Raw genomic sequence first — 20693 nt, forward strand, 5'->3', positions numbered from 1 at the left:
ATTATACAGCTATAGTTTTAAATACCAAGTCATCAAGGAAAGCGATAATGCTGTTATCGTCTTTTCCTTGCCCGAAATCAGTTAAGGATGGCAGGTTGTTCATAAAAAAATTCTGGAAATGTGCCATTTCAATAATGGTGGAGGCTAATGATTTTGGATAGCAATAATTCGGATTGCACTCCTTAATAATGTTAGCGATATGGGCGCATAAGTCTTTGTAAGGCTTAAATAACTTGTCTTTATTGTCCTCCGACACCCGTTTCGTTAAATAAGTTTTGGAACCTTCGGTGATTATGATTTGATGCAACAGACCCTCATCGACATAACTGGTGCTGAGATCATCTTCCACTGTTGTAGCCAATAGCTTGATGATCATTTTAAGCTTAACGATGGGGTCGTTAATATTATTTGTTTGATACATGACTTGGTATTGCAGCCATGTCCAATACCAGGCGACAATATAAATCAGCAAACGGTGTTTGTTTTCAAAGTACCGATAAACACCCGCTTCGGTCGTCCCAATATCCTCGGCTAGCTTTCTGAAGGTAAAGGCTTCAAAGCCGCTTTTGTGTATTAGCTGGATGCTATGCATGATTATTTTCTTCCCCAGTTCAGATTGCTCCGGGTTCCTAAGAAATAACTTCTCATTCATCTTTATCTGCAATTCAATTACCATAATTTCTGTTTTGCTTTAATTAAATTAGTTACAGATTAATATCTTGGTTTTACAGAAACGGAATAAAAAACCGTTAGCGACAAGCCAAAATAATCTTTACAACCAATAATGATAGTATTACTATCTATAACAGTTGTTTGTTTATCATTTAAGATTGTAAAGTTGTTATAAGGAAAAGTAAATGATCTGTTCGGTACTAATTTCGTATGAATAACTCGCTCAGCCCCTTCCAGAGATTACAAAAGCTAATCACGCTAGAACGTGAAGACATCAAAATTCTAATCACTTACGGTGTTGGTATAGGCGTTCTGTCGTTAGCCACACCAGTTGCTGTCCAAGCGCTCGTCAACACCATTGCGTTCGGTGCCTTGTTTCAGCCATTGTTGGTGCTCACCTTGGTGCTGCTGGTCTTATTGGGTTTTAGTAACAGCTTGGTCGCCCTACAGTTTTATGTGGTCGAAATGTTGCAACGACGGGTATTTGTTCGCATGTTTGGGGAAACAGCTACCCGCTTACAGCAAGCCCGTTATGCTGAAAAAGACGAACACCATCTACCGGAATTAACCAACCGTTTTTTTGATGTGGTGACGTTACAGAAAACGGCTTCGGTGATGTTGCTGGAAACACTGGGCTATGTGTTGCAGACTTTAATCGGCATGATCTTGTTGGCGTTTTATCATCCGCTATTGCTGGCTTTTGACCTGTTCTTTGTTAGTGCCTTGGCCTTTATTTTGTTTGGGATGGGCAAAAATGGCTTGGCGTCTGCCATTGAGCAATCAAAGGCGAAATATAAGGCTGCGGCTTGGCTGGAGGATATAGCGGCGAATCCTATTTTAAGCAAATCGTCCGAAAACAAAGCTTATCTTAACGCCCAAACCGACCATATTGCGCAAGCCTATGTTGATGCTTGCTCGGTGCATTTCAAGGTGTTGTCCAGCCAAAATATTGGCGCGTTAATTCTGCACACGCTTGCCAATACCTTATTGTTGGGGATGGGTGGCTGGATGGTGATTTCCAACCAACTTAGCTTAGGGCAACTGATTGCAGCGGAATTGGTCGTTGGTGCAATGATCTACGGATTAACCCGCCTGGGTAAAACCTTGGAAAACTTTTACGACATGTTGGCGAGTGTCGATAAGCTTGGGTATCTATTGGATTTGCCGCAGGAAACAGACAAAGGCGGAGCGCCAGAACTTATAGAAGAACCCTATAAGGTAGCTATTGAAAACCTCTCATTACCTGGAGGGATACACTTAGATGCGCTTAATAATATCAGTTTACAGCTAGTCCCGGGCTCACGCCTAGTTATTACCGAAGGCATGGATAAAGGTAGCTTACTCGATGTTATCTATGGCCTACGCCAACCCAGTTCTGGTCAGGTTTGTTTGAACGGCCAAGACCTTCGCGACCTTAATCTTGGGCTGTTACGCAATACCGTCAGCCTAGTGAGGGACGCTGAGATCTTTGCTGGCACATTTCTGGATAACATTAGCATGGGGCGTGCGCTGACGTTAACGGAAGTCAGGCAAATATTGGATCATGTTGGTTTGGTCGGCACCATTGCAGAATTACCTGACAGCTTGGAAACCCAGTTATTACCGAATGGTTCGCCATTAACTCATGAACAATGCTTACGCTTAACCTTGGCACGGGCAATGATCGGGCGACCGCGGTTGCTGTTGTTGGACAAGGTGCTGGATCGAATTGATAACCGAGCATTACCAACGATTCTTGACCATTTGCTAGCCAAAAATACGCCGTGGACATTGATCGTGACTAGTCAATGCGCCGACATCATTGCTCGATTTGACCGCATAATCAAACTTGATAACGGCATGATATTGAATATGAATGAAGAGAATCAAGGTGGCTTATGAAACACATTGATGATTCAAGCCGACCTTTATTATCCGTCATTAATACCTTAAAAACGGTAGAGACAGCACCCGTTGCCAAACGTATTGCGCGGGGATTGCTCAAATTGTTCCTGCTCCTGTTTTTATTTTTAGGGTTTACTCCTTGGCAACAAAACGTGCGCGGCCTCGGACGAGTGGTTGCTTACACCCCTGCTGACCGTCAACAACTCATTAGTGCACAGGTGGATGGCCGAATTTCGCGTTGGCTGGTCAGGGAAGGCTCGCAGGTTAAGCAAGGCGACATATTGGCAGAATTACTGGATAACGACCCACAGTTACTGCAACGTCTGGAAAGCGAACAGAAAGCCGCATTGGCAAAGCAAGAAGCCACCGACAACCGCGTCAACACCTTCCGTGAACAATTGCGGATGACAGAACGCGCCCGTCCCCAGGCCATATCAGCGGCGCAATCCCGTGTGGATATGGCGAATGAACGGCGTAAAGCTGCCGACCAATCTGTACAAGCCGCTAAAGCAGCGAAACAGACCGCCACCCTAAACCTATCCCGGCAACAACAATTGCGATCGAAAGGGTTGGCTTCGCAGCGGACGCTGGAATTATCCCAACTTGAAATGGCTCAACGTGCCGCAGAAGTGGAAAGGACACAAGCGGCGTTAGAAGCCGCAAAAAGTGAAGTGGATGCCTTTACGTCGGATTGGCAAAAACTGGTGGCAGATGCATCGGCTAATGTTGAAAAATCCCGTGCCGACTTAAACAAGGCAATTGAAGACCAAAACAGTGTCCGTGCAGACATCCTAAAATTGCAAACCCGCTTGGCGCGACAACAAACCCAAACGGTTACCGCGCCTCGGGATGGGATTGTCCTGCGCTTATTGGCAAATCCATGGGCGGAAATGGTGAAGCCTGGACAGGCATTGGCTATTTTTGTCCCGGACACTAAAGAACGTGCGGTTGAATTATGGGTTGATGGGAATGATCTTCCTTTGATTGTGACGGGTAGCCGAGTCCGCTTGCAATTTGAAGGCTATCCCGCGATACAGTTTGGCGGTTGGCCTGAGTTTTCGGTAGGCTCCTTTGGTGGTCGGGTAGTCTTGATTGATGCAACCGATGACGGTAAAGGTCATTTTCGGGTAGTGGTCAGGCCAGATCTTGAAGACATTGAGTGGCCGAAAGTGCGTTTTTTACGTCAAGGTGTGCGCGTGAACGGTTGGGTACTGTTGGGACAAGTTACGCTGGGATATGAATTGTGGCGGATTTTCAATGGCTTTCCACCGTTGATACTGCCAGAGCCTTATTCTTCTGAAATTAACAAAGGTAATCCTGCAAAACAGGACGATTACAAGCCCAAAAACGATGAAGGTAAGGACGCATGATAAGGCTTGTTATTGTGGTACTTACCTTGCTGCCGGCCATTGGTCTGGGAGTGGAAAACCCAGAAAACAAGGCTTCGATATTGTCACTTGAGGACGTTTTGACTGCGGCAAAAAAATCTTTCCCCAGCTTGCTGGCTGCCGAACAACGCAAGCAAGTGGCCGCAGGTGAACTCACTGCGGCAGAGGGCGGCTTTGATACCTTATTAAAATCCCAAAACCGCTGGTCTGTTACAGGTTTGTATGAAAACCAAAACAATGACGTTAGCCTGGAGCAACCCACTAAGCTTTGGGGCACGACTTTTTTTGGTGGCTGGCGGCGTGGCATTGGCGATTATGCCGTTTATGAGGGCAAAAGCCAGACCACCGACAGTGGGGAAGCCCGCATCGGGGTGAATGTGCCCTTATGGCGCAATCGCGACATTGACCGCCGTAGAGCCAGTTTACAACAGGCGGAATTAGGCCAATTAATCGCTGGGCACGAGTATGAACAGGCCTTGATCGAGGCGACCCGGATTGCCTCCTACCGTTATTGGGATTGGGTGCTGGCAGGACAGCGATTGATGGTAGCCAAGCATTTGCTGCAGATTGCCGAACAGCGCGACCAAGGCATACGGGAACGGGTAGAAGCAGGCGATATACCCGAGTTTGAAGCCCTGGACAACCAACGGGCTATTATCGAACGACAAGAGCGGGTGGTTGCGGCACAACGCTTATTGGAACAAAGCGCCATCCAATTATCGCTGTATTGGCGAGATGATGCCGGCCAACCCCAGCTTCCCACCGATGAGCAACTGCCAGAACATTTTCCGAATCCTGATTCAATAAAAATCGTCAGCATGGACGAAGCCTTGCAAACATCGCTCAATCAACGGCCTGAATCTAAACGTCTGGAATTGCAAGCCAAACAAACACAGACAGAACTGGAATTGCAACAAAACCAACGTGCGCCGGGCATTGATTTTACCGTCACTGCAGCTAATGACATCGGCGGCGATAGCCGCGATAAGATTAACCGCAACGAATTGTATCTAGGCTTAAATATTGATATTCCCCTGCAACAACGCACCGCCACCGGACGCGCCCAGGTTGCTGCCGCTAATGTCCATCGTTTGAATCTTGATAAAAGGTTGCAAGATGACCGGATTTCAGCGGAAGTCAAAGACGTGTATTCGGCACTTTCTGCCGTGCGAAAACGTCTGAACTTAAGTGCCGAACAACTCAATGCCGCAGAACAACTGGAAGACGGCGAAAAAATCCGCTTTGAGTTAGGCGAAAGCACTTTATTGTTCGTGAACTTGCGGGAAATCGCCACGGGCGATGCTGCCTTGCTGTATGCCGAAGCGGACGCCAGCTTGTTCAGGAGTGTCGCAGATTACCACGCCGTTTTAGGTGTCGCGGCAATACGCAATGATTAACCGATTGAACTAAGAGGATCTCAACTGATGACAAACGAGATTTTTCAAAACAAAACCAAAGTATTAACCGTTATTAAATGGCTGCTGTGCATTACGGCCTTAATCTACTCGATTAAATTTCCTGATGTTATTGCCCATTCCATTGTTGTGGGAGTTCATACATTTTATGAAGCAACCTCTTTTTTGCTAGAAGAGCTGTTAACGCATAGTTTTGGTTTTGATAAGGCTTTGGCACAACTGATTGTGTTTTATTTGAGCATCGTCGTCGGTATCGGTACAACCGTGTTGTTATGGCGGCAATTGTTGACATTGCTACGAAGGCTTCGGGATTACCTCATCTTCAAACTGTACACCTACAAATATCAGACACTGTATGCTTGGCACAGCAAGCGCACAAACCAGAAAATCAAACTTATCCTTATTCACTCCGTCTGGATGAGCAGTGCGTTTATGTTCCTGTTGACGTGAAATGACAGCAGCTTGCGTACCCAACCCATTTACTTTAATCACTTTTACTTAAACTTAAAGCGGAGCAATCACATGAAAACACTCACGAAAGCAATGCAAGACAGCATCACTCCTGTTATGGCATTGGAATTGTTAAAAGAAGGCAACAAGCGGTTTGAGAATAACATAAAGGTCAGCCGTAACCTATTACAACAAGTCAACTAAACCTCCGATGCTCAACACCCGTTCGCCATCATCTTAAGCTGCATCGATTCCCGCACGTCCGCTGAATTGATATTCGATCAAGGTTTAGGTGATATTTTCAGCGTACGGATTGCAGGCAACATCATCAACGAAGACATCCTAGGCAGCATGGAATTTGCCTATAAAGATGCAGGCTTGAAATTCATTGTCGTGCTGGGTAATACCAAATGCGGTGCAGTCAAAGGTGCTTGCGACCATGTTGAAATGGGCAACCTTACTGCCTTATTGGCTAAACTGCAACCTGCTGTTTATGATGAAAAAACGGAGACAGAAAACCGCCATTCAGGTAACGATGATTTTGTGGAAAAAGTCTCGACTATCAATGTAAAACGCACGGTACACGCCATCTTAGAGTGCAGCCCAATTTAAAAGAAATGCTAGAGTATGGTTCTATCGGTATCGTGGGTGGCAGCCATGAAATTTCCACAGGCGAAGTGACTTTTTATGAAGATACGTCAGTCATCAACCAAGTTTCTTAGGGTCATTCAACCATCTGTACTGCTGGATATTGCATAAGTAGTTATGGAAAAGCCATGCTAAGGGGAGTGATCGAACAGCCGATCAAGCTTCACAAAAAATATCTTTGGCTCGTATCCTGCCATGGATGGTCTAGGAGATTTATTTTATGGTTTATTACGCCATCTGATTGAACAACTAAAACAGAAGCACGCCTAATTAACGACTTGCTACGGTTTTAATGCTTCAACTCGACGGGCAATCTTGCTTGAAATACTTACAATCAATATCTTTGGTGGTGGGTCGTGCGCGGCTCGAACGCGCGACAACCGCATTAAAAGTGCAGTGCTCTACCAGCTGAGCTAACGACCCAACAAAGACTTACAATTATAACAATCAGCCGAATATTTGCAAGATATTATTCTTGTAATCTGATTGATATTGCCTCGACCTCATTTCAGTACAGAGTTTTAACGTTCTTGCACAATAAATTTTTGAGCAGAATTTTCTGTACGATACTAAAAAGAAACACGGCGTTAAATCGAGGTTTTAGCAACGAAAGTGAGCTATCCAATCTGCATCGAAAAAATTGATTATGTTCGTCAGGAATTCTCGCAATCGTGCTATCAAGTTACATTTAGTTATTTTTGGCAACATTAGTGGTGTCGATTTAGATTGCCTCGCCGCAAAGTACAGTATGAGTTATATTTATGATTTAATAGGCAATTAGTAAAAATATACATGGCTATATACAAAGCACAGGTTAGTCAAACTAACCTGTAGAAATTTCAAAGTGTTGGCTGAAATAAATCCTGCACAACCTGCAACTTGTATATAGCCATGAAAATATAAGACAACAAATACACAAAACGGTATCATACCCGACATTTTTAAATAATAAGGTTTTACCATGCAAATTGCCAACAATACTGCCGTAACTATTCACTATACTTTGACCAACGATGCGGGGGAAGTACTTGACAGCACGGCTGGCGGTGAACCGATGGTTTACTTACATGGTAAGGGAAATATTATTTCTGGACTGGAAAAAGCACTGAATAATAAAAATACCGGCGATAAATTCGATGTGCGTATTGAGCCAGAAGACGCTTATGGCGAATTTAGTGAGGATATGATTCAAGTTGTGTCAAGGGAGATGTTTGATGGCATAGACGATTTGGAAGTCGGAATGCAATTTCACGCAGCAGTAAATTCCGGTTCAGGTATTGTCACCATCATGAAAATAGACGGTGATGACATAACAATTGATGGCAATCATCCCATGGCAGGTTTGGCTTTGAATTTTGCCATAGAAATTGTTGGTGTAAGATTAGCCACCAAGGATGAAAATTCACACGGACATATCCACGGTGCGGGATGTAATCACTAAATGATGTCTGTTAATTGAACCCATCGTGTAATTCTGTGGGTTCAATTTTTTGCCCGTCTGATTAAACTATCAAGTACATCGGGTACAAAACGTTCTGCAAATCCTGATATAAAACACAATATAAGGAGCTTTGCAGTTTGGGCAGAATCGTAAGGCGCACACAGAAATTTGCCGATAAAGTTTTGCGATGAGCTGACGTTACATTCTGCATTCTCATTCGGCTTAGGCAGTAAGTCCAAAATATTGACTAACTGGGATCGGGATAGCAAGTACACCAGCACCGAAAACACCGCGCCACTGACCACTAAGGAAATCATGTAGGAATTCGACATGCCCTGACCGATGTCTGACGAATTAATCGCAGAATCGGTAAAATTTGTTGTGGTGTTAGAGGCTTGCTCAAGCCGCTGCAATAAGCTAACAACCGCGCCAATCATCCCAAAATAAACGGTAAGTAATATTAGCTGCCAGCTTTGTCCGGTGCTTGTGTGGTTGGTAAGCGAAAATATGCCGATGCCCGCTATCAGTAACGCAAAAAATATAAAAATAGGGATTTCTTTTTTCTTATTAATGGCAAGGTTTCTTTGCATTCGATAATAATTCATCCGTTGCATTTGTCGGGTAATATTAACGGCATCCTCTTTCAAAACTAGGTAGCTGTTTGGGGTGACATCTAGCTTTAAGGTCTCGTTATTAATATGTTCAGGGAGACTTGTTAAGTAGTTGTCATAAACTGCATCACCCGCTTGAATGCGAAATTTTTCTCTAATTATCCACATTCTGCGTGATAATTCGTCCTTCGACAGGCTTTTAAGCATAAAAATCTCCATTGACCACAGTTGTGGCAAAGTTGGTACACTAAAATCTGGCTTGTTTGGGTCTAACCCGTACGCCGCCAGAAACGCGATTTTTCGATCACTATCGAGTAATAAAAAATCAGCTTCTATTGCTTTTTTAACTTCATCAGAATAAGAATTTGATACGTTCATAACTGTGCGACTCCGGGCTGACTTAAAGCAATTTAGTGAGCTAGTAAAATTCTTGCCGAAATTAGTTTAGTTTATAAAAGCATATTCAAAAACAACGAATTGTGATGCGTAAAATTAACAGCAAAATGCGGTAATATTTCACAGACAGGAGTATAAAATTGATCTACCGCGTTAGGTCGGATTTAACCATATATACTATATAGCCAGATGATTGCTGTTCGCGGCTGTATAGATATCGATAACTCGCCATCGCAGCCATATCCAAGACATAATCAGTTATTAGAGTTAAAATATAAGCATTAAATCGTAGCAAATAAACACAGCAGGGGAGTTTTAGTGACTGTAATAACCGAGGTACCTAGTCCGTTTTGCGGGGTCGGCACGGATGATCTGACAGTTCAGGTGGATGGCGTTGCTATAAAAGTGACCGCTAACGGTTGTGTTGTTAATACGCCTGCGTTTGAGCAAGCCTTGGGTGATGCTAACCCCAGAATCGCAGCCAAGGTCGTTAGCCTTCAAGAAGCCGTTAGTAAAGCAGCAAGCTTATTGGCACAAACCAAACAACCCGTTATTGGCGGCTGTGCAACGGATGTCAACGGAATGCGGGGCTTATTGTCTCTGGCCGACCATACTGGCGCAGTCGTCGACAACATGGGTTTCAACGCCGCGCGCAATAATTTCCTGACCCTGCAAGACTCCGGCTGGATGAACACGACCTTGGCGGAGGTCAAAAACCGTTGCGACCTGCTGGTGGTAGTTGGCACTGACTTGGAAACCTTGGTGCCGCGCTTTTTTGAGCGTTATCTCTGGAATGAGGCGATGTTCCTGGAAGACAGCAAGCAGCGGCAAGTCATCTATCTGGGCAAAGCGCCTTCGGGTAATGCTTCAACTTCCCCAGATGGGCAGAAAGCGCAAGTGCTGGCTAGCGATGACGGCGCACTGCCCGAAGTTGTTGGCGTGTTAAGGGCTTTGGTCAAAGGCCAGCCGATCCGCGCTGAACAAGCGGGCGGTATTGCGGTTGCCGATTTACAAAGCATTGCCGATAAGCTCTTAGCCGCCAAATACGGTGTTGTCACCTGGGGTGCGGGCGCATTGGGTATCAACAACCATGCCGAACTCATCGTGCAAACGGTTTCGGAGATGATTAAGGATATCAATGATAAAGGCACACGTTGTTCCGGCTTGCCGTTGGCAGGTAAGGACGGCGACCTGACTGCTAACCAAGTCTGCGGTTGGACGACGGGTTATCCGGCGCGGGTGCGGTTTAGCAAGGGTTATCCCGAATACGACCCTTATCTGTACGACACCGTAGCCATGATAAGCAACGGCGAAGCGGATGTGTTGCTGTGGGTGCAGGCATTCAACGTCAACGCCAAACCGCCCGTGTACGACATTCCGACGATTGTGGTAGGCCGTTGCGGCATGTTATTCGATAAGGAGCCGGATGTTTTCATCCCTGTCGGCACACCGGGTATCGACCATGTCGGACATGCTTATCGTACCGATAATGTCGTCGCCATCCGCCTAAAAAAACTGCGCGATGTTGGTTTGCCAAGCACGGCGGAAGTCCTAAGTGCCATTGAACTCGCATTGCAAGGAGCGTCGGCATGATTATCAAACTGACAGGCGGTAAAGTCTACGACCCGGCTAGCGGCATGGCAGGGATTATCCAAGACCTTTACATCAAAGACGGTAAGATTATCGCTGACCCGATAGACAGGGGCGGCGACCAGCCCGTCGATAAGGAATACGACTGCCGGGGCAAAGTCATCATGTCCGGTGCGATTGACATGCACACCCACATCGGCGGCGGCAAGGGCAATATCGCCAGGACGATGTTGCCGGAAGACCATCGCAAAGATCCCGTAGCTCGTACCGACATCACCCGTTCCGGCAATGGGCACGCCATGCCCAGCACGTATGTGACGGGCTATCGTTACGCCGAGATGGGTTATACCGCCGGTTTTGAACCTGCCGTGTTGCCGATCAATGCTCGTCAGGCGCACATGGAAATGGCGGACATCCCCATCCTGGACAAGGGCGGCTACGTCATGTTGGGCAGTGACGATTATTTCTTGCGAATGCTGACCGCCAAAAAAGACCAAAAAGCCATTAATGATTACGTCGCCTGGACGATACATTCCGCCAAAGCGATTGGTGTTAAGGTGGTTAACCCAGGCGGTATCAACGCATTCAAATTTAACCAGCGCAAACTGGATTTGGATGAACAAAATAGCCATTATGGCGTAACACCGCGCGAAATTTTGCGCGTATTGGCTACTGCTGTAAAAGAAATCGGCATTAAACATCCCTTACATGTGCATGGCTGTAACCTGGGCGTTCCAGGCAATATGCAAACTACGCTGGATACCATCCAAGGTATCGGTGGTTTGCCCATGCACTTAACCCATATCCAATTCCACAGTTATGGTACAGAAGGCGATCTCAAGTTTTCTTCTGGCGCGGCGCAAATTGCCGAGGCCGTTAACAAAAACAAAAATATTACGATAGATGTTGGGCAGATTTTATTTGGTCAGACCGTAACGGCATCGGGCGATAACATGCGCCAACATGCTAACCATAAGTATGCCAGCCCGAATAAATGGGTGTGCATGGATATTGAATGCGATGCTGGTTGCGGCGTTGTGCCATTCAAATACAAAGATCAAAACTTTGTTAATGCTCTGCAATGGGCGATTGGCCTGGAAACCTTTTTGTTGGTTGATGACCCTTGGCGCATTTTCCTGACCACCGACCACCCTAACGGTGCGCCGTTCACCAGTTATCCACATTTGATACGCCTGTTGATGGACAGGTCTTTCCGTAATGAAGTCTTGGCGACCATCCATCCCCAAGCGCAACTTATGACGACGTTAGGCTCAATCACTCGCGAATACACCCTGGATGAAATCGCCATTATGACCCGCGCTGGTGCGGCGAAACTCATCGGCCTGAAAGACCGTGGCGGCCTAGCCCCCGGTTACTTTGCCGACATCACCGTCTACACCGACAACGCCAACCGCGAAGCCATGTTCACCAAACCGGATTACGTGTTCAAAGACGGCGAATTGGTCGTGGTGGACGGCAAAGTTGTTCATACCAAGTGGGGTACGACGCACATTGCTAAACCCGACTACGACCCATCGGTAGAAAAAGACTTACAAGCCTATTTTGATAAGTATTTGACGATGAAATTGGGCAATTTCAAGATTAGCGATGACGAGATTACCGAGGATGGCAGGGGGAGTTTGTCGGTGCATCCATTGGCAGAAAAATCATCATAAATGTTGGTTATTTTCATATCATTTGCTTATGAAACGGGTTAAGGCACTCGATATCTTAAATAAAATTAAACCAGAGCTTGTAAAAAGTTATGGGGTTAGTCAATTAGCTTTATTTGGTTCGACTGCAAGGGATGAAGCAACTGAAGAAAGCGATGTTGACATATTGGTAAGTTTCGATGGTGTTGCGACTTCGTCGCGTTACTTTGGAGTCCAGTTTTATTTGGAAGATAACCTTGGTTGCACGGTTGATTTAGTCACCGACAAGGCAGTGCGACCGGAGTTGCGTCCGTATATCGAAAGGGAAGCGATTCGTGTCTAACTGCACTAGGGAAAGGGAATGGCATTTTTATGTGGATGATATGATCGGCTTTACCGAAAAAGTCATTGCTTACACAGACGGGTTAAATCAACAGGAATTTACCCAAAGCGGACTGAATTACGATGCGACTTTACGGAATTTGGAGTTAATCGGCGAGGCGGCAACGCATATTTCCGATGATGTCCGTAATAATTTTCCAAATATACCTTGGCGGCAAATTATTGCCACACGTAATCGGTTAATTCATGGTTATTTGGGAATCGATAATGACACTTTGTGGAGCATTATCGAAACTGATATTCCGTCTTTGTTGAAAGAATTGTTTGCCATGCAACAAGACATAAGGCGTTAACTATAAGTAATGTTAAATATGAGCAAAAAATTATGATTATCAATGGCGTAACCATCGACGCAACTTTTGCGGAAGCTTTCCCAATGAAGGCGACACGGGTGATTATCACCGCACACAATGAAAAATGGGCGTTGATTGCGGCACAATCCATGACGGGATTTGCGACATCAGTCATTATGTGCGGCTGTGAGGCAGGAATAGACCGAATCCTCGAGCCTTCGGAAACGCCTGACGGTCGACCCGGCGTGGCGGTCTTGATTTTTGCGATGGGTGGCAAAACCTTGGCAAAACAACTCGAAACCAGAGCAGGACAATGTGTACTGACAGCCCCGACTTCGGCGTTATTTGCTGGCATCGAAAGTGCCACCAAAATTCCCCTAGGCAAAAACCTGCGTTATTTTGGTGATGGTTTTCAGATTGGAAAAGTCATCGGCGGAAAGCGTTATTGGCGTATTCCGGTGATGGATGGCGAATTCCTGACCGAAGCCACCACTGGGCAGGTTGAAGCCATAGGTGGCGGCAACTTCTTAGTGTTGGGACAATCGCAAGCACAAGTGCTGGCAGCGTGTGAAGCGGCAATAGCAGCTATGAACAATGCCCCCAACGTCATCATGCCGTTCCCTGGCGGTGTGGTGCGCTCGGGTTCCAAAGTTGGTTCCAAATATGCGGCACTCAATGCCTCGACCAATGATGCCTTCGGTCCGACTTTAAAGGGCGCAACCAAGACCCAGCTTTCCGATGACATCGAATGCGTCATGGAAATAGTAATTGATGGTTTAAGCAAAAACGCTATTGATGAAGCCATGCGCGTAGGCATTCAAGCCGTTTGCGACTTAGGTGCAGCCAATGGCATAAAACGCATCAGCGCAGGAAATTACGGTGGTAAGCTAGGGCCGTTCCATTTTCATCTACAAAACATAATGGGTGACCAGAAGATCGCTGACAACGCATTAAAAGCTGAGGTTGTTAGCGTAGGTGTAGAACAAAAAACTCAAGCTAAAGCATTGACGCTTAACTTGAAAACCCAACCTAAGCAACGGGTTGATATGTCACTTTTAGTGCCCGCTAATTTGCTAAATAAGAGTGCCGAAGACATTGCGAGAATGACTTTACAATGCGGAAAGCAGCAAATACCGCTCAGTGATTTGTTCGATATTGCTGGGGAAGATTCTCAAAACATTATCATTAACAATAGCTTTGATAAGCTGGACTTTATCGGCAAGGAACTCGATGGTGGAAGCATTACTGTAAATGGTGATGTTGGCGCTTATTTAGGCATGGGCATGAACTCTGGCAACATCACAGTTAACGGCAATGTTGGCTTATATGCTGCTTGCGAAATGAAGAAAGGCATGCTGGAAATCAGCGGCAACACAGGCGATTTTCTCGGTGGTGCGTTGCCCGGCAACAAAATGGGTATGAAGGGTGGCACTATCCTCGTCAAAGGCAATGTCGGCGACCGTGCTGGCGACCACATGCGTCGTGGCACTATCCTTATCGAAGGCAATGCTGGCGATTATTGCGGATCACGCATGACCGCCGGAACCATAGCCGTCATGGGCAACACTGGACGTTACGTAGGCTATGCGATGCGCCGTGGCACTTTGTTGTTATGGAATCAACCGCAATTACCCGCCAGTTTTAATGATTGCGGAACACACACTTTGAGTTTTTTACCCCTGCTATTCGCGTCATTTAAGACCAGCAATTCCAAATTTTCCGACGCATCCGTCACATTCAACCGCGTTCAACGCTATGCCGGAGATATGTCGGAAATCGGGCGTGGTGAGGTGTTAGTAAAAGTATAATTTGTTATATGCAACATCCAGCCCGTACCGTCTATTTTCTGGTTATTTCGTATTCAGGTTATAATAGAACGTAAGACACTTATTTACGAACAACACCAAGGGCTACAAGAGGATAAAACTGAACACAATATGACGCAAAAATTATATATTCAGACGAACGGCTGTCAGATGAATGAGTACGATTCTGACAAAATGCGTGATGTCCTTCATGCCTCGCATGGTTTTGAATTGATTGATGACCCTAAGCAAGCCGATGTGCTGTTGCTCAATACTTGTTCCATAAGAGAGAAAGCACAGGAAAAAGTGTTTTCTGCGCTGGGAAAATGGCGTAAGATCAAAGCCTTACGTCCTGATGTTATCATTGGTGTCGGCGGTTGTGTTGCCAGTCAGGAAGGCTCGGCGATTCAAAAACGTGCGCCTTATGTCGATATTGTATTTGGTCCCCAAACTTTGCACCGTTTGCCGCAATTGCTGGATGAAGTTCGCAGTCAGAGCAAGCCCGTCGTTGATATATCTTTCCCCGAAATCGAAAAATTCGACAATCTACCTGAACCCAGAGCAGAAGGCCCGAAAGCCTTTGTGTCGGTGATGGAAGGGTGCAGCAAATATTGTACTTTCTGCGTGGTACCCTATACCCGTGGTGAAGAAATTAGCCGTCCTTTAAATGACGTGATTGCCGAGATTACTGCGTTGGCAAAGCAAGGTGTGAGGGAAATTAACCTGTTAGGGCAGAATGTCAACGCCTATCGCGGCGAAATGGAAGACGGTGATATTGCTGATTTCGCCTTGCTCATGCATTATGTGGCCGCCGTTAAAGGCATCGACCGGATTCGTTTTACCACCTCACATCCTATTGAATTTACAGACAATTTAATCGAAGCGTTTGCCGAAATCCCCCAATTAGTTGACCACCTGCATTTGCCTGTGCAAAGCGGCAGCGACCATATCCTTAAGATGATGAAGCGCGGACATACCCGTGCTGATTATATTGATAAGATTCGTAAGCTAAGACTAATCAGACCCAATATCAGTCTTTCCTCGGATTTCATTATCGGTTTTCCAGGCGAAACCGACCAGGAATTTGAGGAAACGATGGCGTTCATCAATGAAATTGGCTTTGATTTGTCGTTCAGCTTCATTTACAGCGCACGTCCTGGCACACCCGCCGCCGATTTGCCGGATGATATTCCTTTTGAAGTAAAAAAACACCGCTTGGAACGCTTCCAAAACCGCATTAACGAAATGGCGATGGCGATTTCACAAAGCATGATTGGAACCGTGCAAACCGTGTTAGTCGAGGGACAGTCCAAAAAGAATCCTTTGCAAATGCAGGGCAGGACTGAAAATAACCGTGTCGTCAACTTTATCGGGCATCCAAAATTAGCTGGGCAATTTGTCAATGTGCTGATTGCCGAAGCCTTGCCCAATTCATTACGGGGTCGCATGGTCGAAGCCCCAGTCAACAAGCAAACTGCTTATGCTTAATTCATGATATCCGAAGAAATTTCCCTGATTCCGGCAGATAATGCTAGATTGTCCAATTTTTGCGGACACTTAGATAACCACTTACGACAAATTGAAACTCGCCTTAAAGTCGAAATTGCCAATCGCGGCAACCGATTTAAGGTCACTGGTGTAGAAAACTCAGTCAAGGCGGCCTGTGCAGTGATGGAAAAATTGTTTGAAAGTACCGAGAAAGAAGAGTTGACTGCCGAACTTATTCATTTGGCGATGCAAGATGCTTCAATTGATGACCTATTAGATGGGCATGAGCAAATCGAGCAGCAGCCTGTTGCTATTAAAACAAAATTTGGGTTGATTAAGGGCAGGGGAGCTAATCAACAAGATTATCTGAAAAAAATTGTCACCCATGACATCAATTTTGGCGTAGGGCCTGCTGGAACAGGTAAAACTTTCTTGGCTGTTGCTTGTGCAATTGAAGCATTACAATCAGAAAAAGTCAGAAAAATCATCTTGGTACGCCCAGCGGTTGAAGCGGGTGAAAAACTGGGCTTTTTGCCGGGTGACATGGCGCAGAAAGTCGATCCTTACTTACGGCCTTTGTATGATGCCTTATACGATATGTTGGGTTTAGAGCTGGTTGAGAAAATGATTGACCGTGGCATTATCGAAGTCGCGCCATTAGCATTCATGCGTGGCAGGACGTTGAACGACGCGTTTATCATCCTGGATGAAGCGCAAAATACCACGGTTGAACAGATCAAAATGTTTCTAACCCGTGTGGGGTTTGGCTCAACGGCGGTAGTTACTGGTGATATTACCCAGATCGATTTGCCGTCGGAGAAAATGTCCGGCTTACGGCATGTGCTGGAGGTTTTGAAAGATGTGGAAGGCATTAGTTTTACTTTTTTTAATGCACGAGACGTGGTGAGACATCCTTTGGTACAGCGCATCGTACTTGCGTATGAAGCCTATGAGCTGAAAACCAAATCTGGGCTATAAATAAAATTCAATGAATCAAATTGAGGTACAGGTCGTTTTTTCTTCCCCAGGGCAACCTGATAAAACGCAAATCCAGCAATGGATTGATGCGGCATTGCAAGATTATGATAAGGATGCCGAAATTGTCGTGCGTATCGTAGATGTACACGAAAGTGCCCAACTGAATAAACAATATCGCCATAAACCAGGACCTACCAATATATTAAGTTTTCCGGCAGACATTCCAGAAGGCATTGGGCTGAATTTGCTGGGCGATTTGGTGGTCTGCGCCCCCGTTGTGGAACGGGAAGCATTAGAGCAACAAAAATTGCTAACGCATCATTGGGCGCATATTATTATCCACGGCGTACTGCATTTGCTCGGTTATGACCACATTGAAGAGGCCGAGGCTGAGGTGATGGAGAGCTTGGAAATCAAAATCTTACAGACACTTAATATCAGTAATCCTTATCTACAGGCACACGAACTATGAACGAAGACAAACCTCCCAGTAGTAGCTCTCAGCGAAGGCGTTGGGTAGATAGAATCAGCCAACTGTTTTCCGGTGAGCCGCAAGATCTGGAAGATTTGCTCGAAATACTACGAGAAGCCAAAATCAATCGTTTGCTTGATACTGATGCGTTGACTATGATCGAAGGGGTCTTGCAGGTAAACCAGATGCGGGTGCGAGATATAATGATTCCGCGTGTGCAGATGGTGGTCGTCCCCAACGATGCCGAGTTGGAAACCATTCTGCCGTTGGTGACTGAATTTAATCACTCCCGTTATCCCGTTATTGATGGTGACCGCAGTAAAGTCGTCGGTGTTTTGCTGGCTAAAGATTTGCTGGCGCATTTGTCACGCAGCAGTAATGTGCTAGTCAAAGACATCATGCGCCCTGCTTGTATGGTGCCAGAAAGTAAGCGCTTAAATGTCCTGCTAAAAGAATTGCGTACTAATGGCAATCACATGGCAATCGTCGTCGATGAATACGGGCAGACGGCAGGCTTGGTGTCTATTGAAGACGTGCTGGAACAAATCGTTGGCGAAATCGAAGATGAGCATGACGATCAGGAAGATGAAGGCTATATCTTTCGCCGGAATGACAACGAATACATGATTAAAGCCTTAACGCCGATGGAAGAGTTTGATGACTATTTCACCACCCAGTTGGCGACCGATGAGTACGATACCGTCGGTGGTTTCATCGTCAGCCAGTTGGAACACATGCCTAAGAAAGGCGAGACCCTTGAGGTTGATAAAATGCGTTTTGAGGTCATTCGGGCAGATACACGCAGAGTGCATCTGATCAAATTGAAGATTATTGATTAGCAAGCAATGAATAGCGCAAAGTCCGTATTGGTAACAGGTGGTGCAGGTTATATCGGTAGCCACGCTTGTGTGGAATTGTTGCAAGCGGGTTATCGTGTGGTTGTGGTCGATAATCTGGAAAACAGCAAGTTTGAAGCGTTAAAACGGGTGCAGGAAATTACCGATAAACCGCTGACTTTCTATCAAGTCGATATTCGTGACCACGCTTCCCTGGCTGACGTTTTTGCCAAAGAAGCCATCACTTCCGTCATGCACTTTGCAGGTCTGAAAGCAGTGGGCGAATCCTGTGAACTTCCGCTTAAGTATTATCACAACAACGTCTACGGCACGATAGTGCTGCTCCAGGTGATGGCAGAAGCTAACGTCAAACAACTGGTGTTCAGTTCCTCGGCGACGGTTTACGGTACCAATCCACAAGTCCAATATACCGAGGATTTGCCGATAGGCGCAGTCAATCCTTATGGTCGAACCAAGGCGATGATCGAGGATATGCTCAGGGATTTATCCGCAGCGGATGCCATAAAGCCAAGCCAATCGCCCTGGAAAATAGCCTTATTGCGCTATTTTAACCCCATCGGTGCCCACGAAAGCGGCAGGATAGGCGAAGACCCCAACGGCATACCGAATAACCTCATGCCTTATGTCACCCAAGTTGCTATTGGCAAATTGGCGCAACTGTCTGTTTTTGGTGATGATTACCCCACGCCTGATGGCACGGGTGTTCGGGATTACATCCATGTCGTCGATCTGGTCAAAGGCCACATCAAGGCCATCCAAGCCTTGCAAACCGAAAAATTCGCTGCTGGTGGATGCAAAGCCTACAACTTAGGGGCGGGGAAGGGCTGTAGTGTGCTGGAGATTATCGGCACGTTTGAAAAAATTACGGGTCGAAAGGTCAATTACAGCTTTGCGCCTAGAAGGGCAGGGGATTTGCCTGAATATTACGCCAATCCAGCCTTAGCATTGCAAGAATTGGGCTGGCAAGTGGAAAAAACCTTGGAAGATATGGTTGCAGATACTTGGCTGTGGCAGGTCAACAATCCGCAAGGTTATAACTGATCGAGCCTAGAACAAATCCAGCACGAGTATGGATCAGTAAGGGTGCAACATACTACCCGATGTCGATAAATTAAGGATGAAACCCCCCTCTCCTGCTGGATTCCTACATGGATGTAGGTTAGTAGGGCAATGCAGGAGCAGCGTAGCGGTGTGCCGAGAAGGTTGGGGTGAGGAGATTAAAACAAGTCCTACCTCTTCCTAACCTTCTCAGCAACTGCCTCGGCGGTGTTCTACACAACCCCAGCACAACACTTACCATACCTTTTTTAACCATTTGCTTGTTATAATGGCTGCGTTTAAATAGAGCCATTCTGATTGAGAGAATAAATGATTCAAGGTAGTATCGTCGCTTTAGTCACACCCATGGATGAAAGTGGTGCAGTGGATTGGGCAAGTTTACAGAAATTAGTCGAATTTCACATAGCGCAGGACACTGATGCAATCGTCGCGGTAGGCACAACGGGCGAATCTGCGACGTTGGATGAAGATGAGCATTGCGATGTAGTCAAGGCGGTTGTGAATTATGCCCAAGGGCGCGTTCCTGTGATTGCTGGGACAGGCTCAAATTCAACGACTGAAGCCATTACCTTGACCCGCCGAGCTAAAGAAGTAGGCGCGGATGCTTGCCTGATTGTAACGCCTTACTACAATAAGCCGACTCAAGAAGGCTTGTACCTGCATTATAAGGCTATAAGCGAAGCTATTGATATTAAACAGATTTTATATAACGTCCCAGGGCGTACAGCATGTGATATGTTGCCGGAAACTGTGGGGCGGCTTTCACATTTAGATAATATCGTAGGTGTTAAGGAAGCAACAGGCGATTTGACCAGGATAACAACCATCCGAGATTTAGCTGGTTCTGACTTTGCCATCTATAGCGGTGATGATGCTACCAGCCGTGAAGCGTGTTTAATGGGAGCAAATGGTAGCATTACAGTTACTGGTAATGTCGCGCCCAAATTGGCGCATGAAATGCTTTTAGCGGCAATCAAGGGTGATGTTGAAACGGCGTTAGCACTCGATAATAAATTAATAGGTTTACATAAGCAATTGTTTATCCAAGCTAATCCCATCCCCGTAAAATGGGCGGTGGCAGAAATGGGTTTGATGGCTAAAGGAATTCGCTTGCCATTAACTTGGCTGACGGAAGACTGTTATGATGCTGTTCGACTAGCCATGCAGCAAGCTGACATTATCGTGTGACTTT

21 protein-coding genes, 1 tRNA gene and 1 pseudogene are annotated in these 20693 nt (G+C 46.0%); 20 read left to right on the top strand and 3 right to left on the bottom strand.

Annotated elements, in window-relative coordinates:
- Window position 1: 1 nt before the first annotated feature.
- Window positions 2-652 (bottom strand): TetR/AcrR family transcriptional regulator, encoded by a 651-nt coding sequence (locus AC1YY3_RS02920; RefSeq protein ID WP_481822963.1) that lies wholly within the window; start codon window positions 650-652, stop codon window positions 2-4.
- Between the two features lie 230 nt (window positions 653-882).
- Between AC1YY3_RS02920 and AC1YY3_RS02925 the strand changes: the two genes are divergently transcribed.
- From AC1YY3_RS02925 to AC1YY3_RS02955, 7 genes are all read left to right on the top strand, one after another.
- Window positions 883-2553: an ATP-binding cassette domain-containing protein gene (locus AC1YY3_RS02925; protein ID WP_481822964.1), complete on the top strand. Its 1671-nt coding sequence runs from the start codon at window positions 883-885 to the stop codon at window positions 2551-2553.
- Window positions 2550-3926, top strand: a complete 1377-nt coding sequence (locus tag AC1YY3_RS02930; protein WP_481822965.1) for an HlyD family secretion protein — start codon at window positions 2550-2552, stop codon at window positions 3924-3926. Before AC1YY3_RS02925 ends, AC1YY3_RS02930 begins: the two co-directional genes overlap by 4 nt.
- The gene (locus AC1YY3_RS02935) at window positions 3923-5341 is read left to right on the top strand and encodes a TolC family protein (RefSeq protein WP_481822966.1); all 1419 of its coding nucleotides are present in this window, start codon (window positions 3923-3925) and stop codon (window positions 5339-5341) included. The genes AC1YY3_RS02930 and AC1YY3_RS02935 overlap by 4 nt, the downstream gene beginning before the upstream one ends.
- 27 nt (window positions 5342-5368) lie before the next feature.
- On the top strand, window positions 5369-5809 hold the full coding sequence (locus AC1YY3_RS02940) for a hypothetical protein (RefSeq protein ID WP_481822967.1): 441 nt from the start codon (window positions 5369-5371) through the stop codon (window positions 5807-5809).
- A 72-nt stretch (window positions 5810-5881) separates the two neighbouring features.
- Complete coding sequence (locus tag AC1YY3_RS02945; RefSeq protein WP_481822968.1) at window positions 5882-6013, top strand: hypothetical protein; 132 nt, start codon at window positions 5882-5884, stop codon at window positions 6011-6013.
- A 66-nt stretch (window positions 6014-6079) separates the two neighbouring features.
- Window positions 6080-6421: a carbonic anhydrase gene (locus AC1YY3_RS02950; RefSeq protein WP_481822969.1), complete on the top strand. Its 342-nt coding sequence runs from the start codon at window positions 6080-6082 to the stop codon at window positions 6419-6421.
- Entirely contained in the window at window positions 6406-6531 is a 126-nt protein-coding gene (locus AC1YY3_RS02955; protein ID WP_481822970.1) for a hypothetical protein, read from the top strand. Before AC1YY3_RS02950 ends, AC1YY3_RS02955 begins: the two co-directional genes overlap by 16 nt.
- Before the next feature lie 273 nt (window positions 6532-6804).
- On the opposite strand, the gene AC1YY3_RS02960 is transcribed toward AC1YY3_RS02955, so the two are convergent.
- Window positions 6805-6880, bottom strand: a tRNA-Lys gene (locus tag AC1YY3_RS02960).
- A 538-nt stretch (window positions 6881-7418) separates the two neighbouring features.
- Here AC1YY3_RS02960 and AC1YY3_RS02965 point away from each other — a divergent pair.
- Complete coding sequence (locus AC1YY3_RS02965; protein WP_481822971.1) at window positions 7419-7898, top strand: FKBP-type peptidyl-prolyl cis-trans isomerase; 480 nt, start codon at window positions 7419-7421, stop codon at window positions 7896-7898.
- A gap of 41 nt (window positions 7899-7939) precedes the next feature.
- Here the strand turns inward: AC1YY3_RS02965 and AC1YY3_RS02970 are convergent, their stop codons facing one another.
- Window positions 7940-8887, bottom strand: coding sequence for a hypothetical protein (locus tag AC1YY3_RS02970; RefSeq protein ID WP_481822972.1), 948 nt, complete (start codon window positions 8885-8887; stop codon window positions 7940-7942).
- Window positions 8888-9223: 336 nt separating this feature from the next.
- On the opposite strand from AC1YY3_RS02970, the gene AC1YY3_RS02975 reads away from it, so the two are divergent.
- The 12 genes and pseudogenes from AC1YY3_RS02975 to dapA all read left to right on the top strand — a co-directional run bounded on the left by AC1YY3_RS02975 (window position 9224) and on the right by dapA (window position 20689).
- Window positions 9224-10498: a formylmethanofuran dehydrogenase subunit B gene (locus tag AC1YY3_RS02975; protein WP_481822973.1), complete on the top strand. Its 1275-nt coding sequence runs from the start codon at window positions 9224-9226 to the stop codon at window positions 10496-10498.
- On the top strand, window positions 10495-12171 hold the full coding sequence (locus tag AC1YY3_RS02980; protein ID WP_481822974.1) for a formylmethanofuran dehydrogenase subunit A: 1677 nt from the start codon (window positions 10495-10497) through the stop codon (window positions 12169-12171). The genes AC1YY3_RS02975 and AC1YY3_RS02980 overlap by 4 nt, the downstream gene beginning before the upstream one ends.
- A 28-nt stretch (window positions 12172-12199) precedes the next feature.
- Window positions 12200-12490, top strand: coding sequence for a nucleotidyltransferase family protein (locus AC1YY3_RS02985; protein WP_481822975.1), 291 nt, complete (start codon window positions 12200-12202; stop codon window positions 12488-12490).
- Entirely contained in the window at window positions 12483-12842 is a 360-nt protein-coding gene (locus AC1YY3_RS02990) for a HepT-like ribonuclease domain-containing protein (protein ID WP_481822976.1), read from the top strand. The genes AC1YY3_RS02985 and AC1YY3_RS02990 overlap by 8 nt, the downstream gene beginning before the upstream one ends.
- Before the next feature lie 32 nt (window positions 12843-12874).
- A pseudogene (gene fhcD, locus AC1YY3_RS02995) lies at window positions 12875-13753 on the top strand (formylmethanofuran--tetrahydromethanopterin N-formyltransferase); the annotation flags it as partial.
- Window positions 13754-13846: 93 nt separating this feature from the next.
- Window positions 13847-14650, top strand: coding sequence for a formylmethanofuran dehydrogenase subunit C (locus tag AC1YY3_RS03000; protein ID WP_481823048.1), 804 nt, complete (start codon window positions 13847-13849; stop codon window positions 14648-14650).
- Window positions 14651-14779: 129 nt separating this feature from the next.
- Window positions 14780-16135: a tRNA (N6-isopentenyl adenosine(37)-C2)-methylthiotransferase MiaB gene (gene miaB / locus AC1YY3_RS03005; RefSeq protein ID WP_481822977.1), complete on the top strand. Its 1356-nt coding sequence runs from the start codon at window positions 14780-14782 to the stop codon at window positions 16133-16135.
- Window positions 16136-16138: 3 nt separating this feature from the next.
- Entirely contained in the window at window positions 16139-17113 is a 975-nt protein-coding gene (locus AC1YY3_RS03010; protein ID WP_481822978.1) for a PhoH family protein, read from the top strand.
- A gap of 10 nt (window positions 17114-17123) precedes the next feature.
- Window positions 17124-17585 carry an rRNA maturation RNase YbeY gene (gene ybeY, locus AC1YY3_RS03015; RefSeq protein ID WP_481822979.1) on the top strand — a complete coding sequence of 154 codons (462 nt, stop codon included), beginning with the start codon at window positions 17124-17126 and terminating at the stop codon, window positions 17583-17585.
- A complete protein-coding gene (locus AC1YY3_RS03020) occupies window positions 17582-18424 on the top strand; it encodes an HlyC/CorC family transporter (protein ID WP_481822980.1) in 843 nt (280 codons plus the stop codon). The genes ybeY and AC1YY3_RS03020 overlap by 4 nt, the downstream gene beginning before the upstream one ends.
- 6 nt (window positions 18425-18430) lie before the next feature.
- Window positions 18431-19483: a UDP-glucose 4-epimerase GalE gene (gene galE, locus AC1YY3_RS03025; protein WP_481822981.1), complete on the top strand. Its 1053-nt coding sequence runs from the start codon at window positions 18431-18433 to the stop codon at window positions 19481-19483.
- 327 nt (window positions 19484-19810) lie between these two features.
- Window positions 19811-20689, top strand: a complete 879-nt coding sequence (gene dapA, locus AC1YY3_RS03030) for a 4-hydroxy-tetrahydrodipicolinate synthase (protein WP_481822982.1) — start codon at window positions 19811-19813, stop codon at window positions 20687-20689.
- Window positions 20690-20693 lie beyond the last annotated feature (4 nt).

The organism is Methyloglobulus sp., from assembly GCF_964779595.1.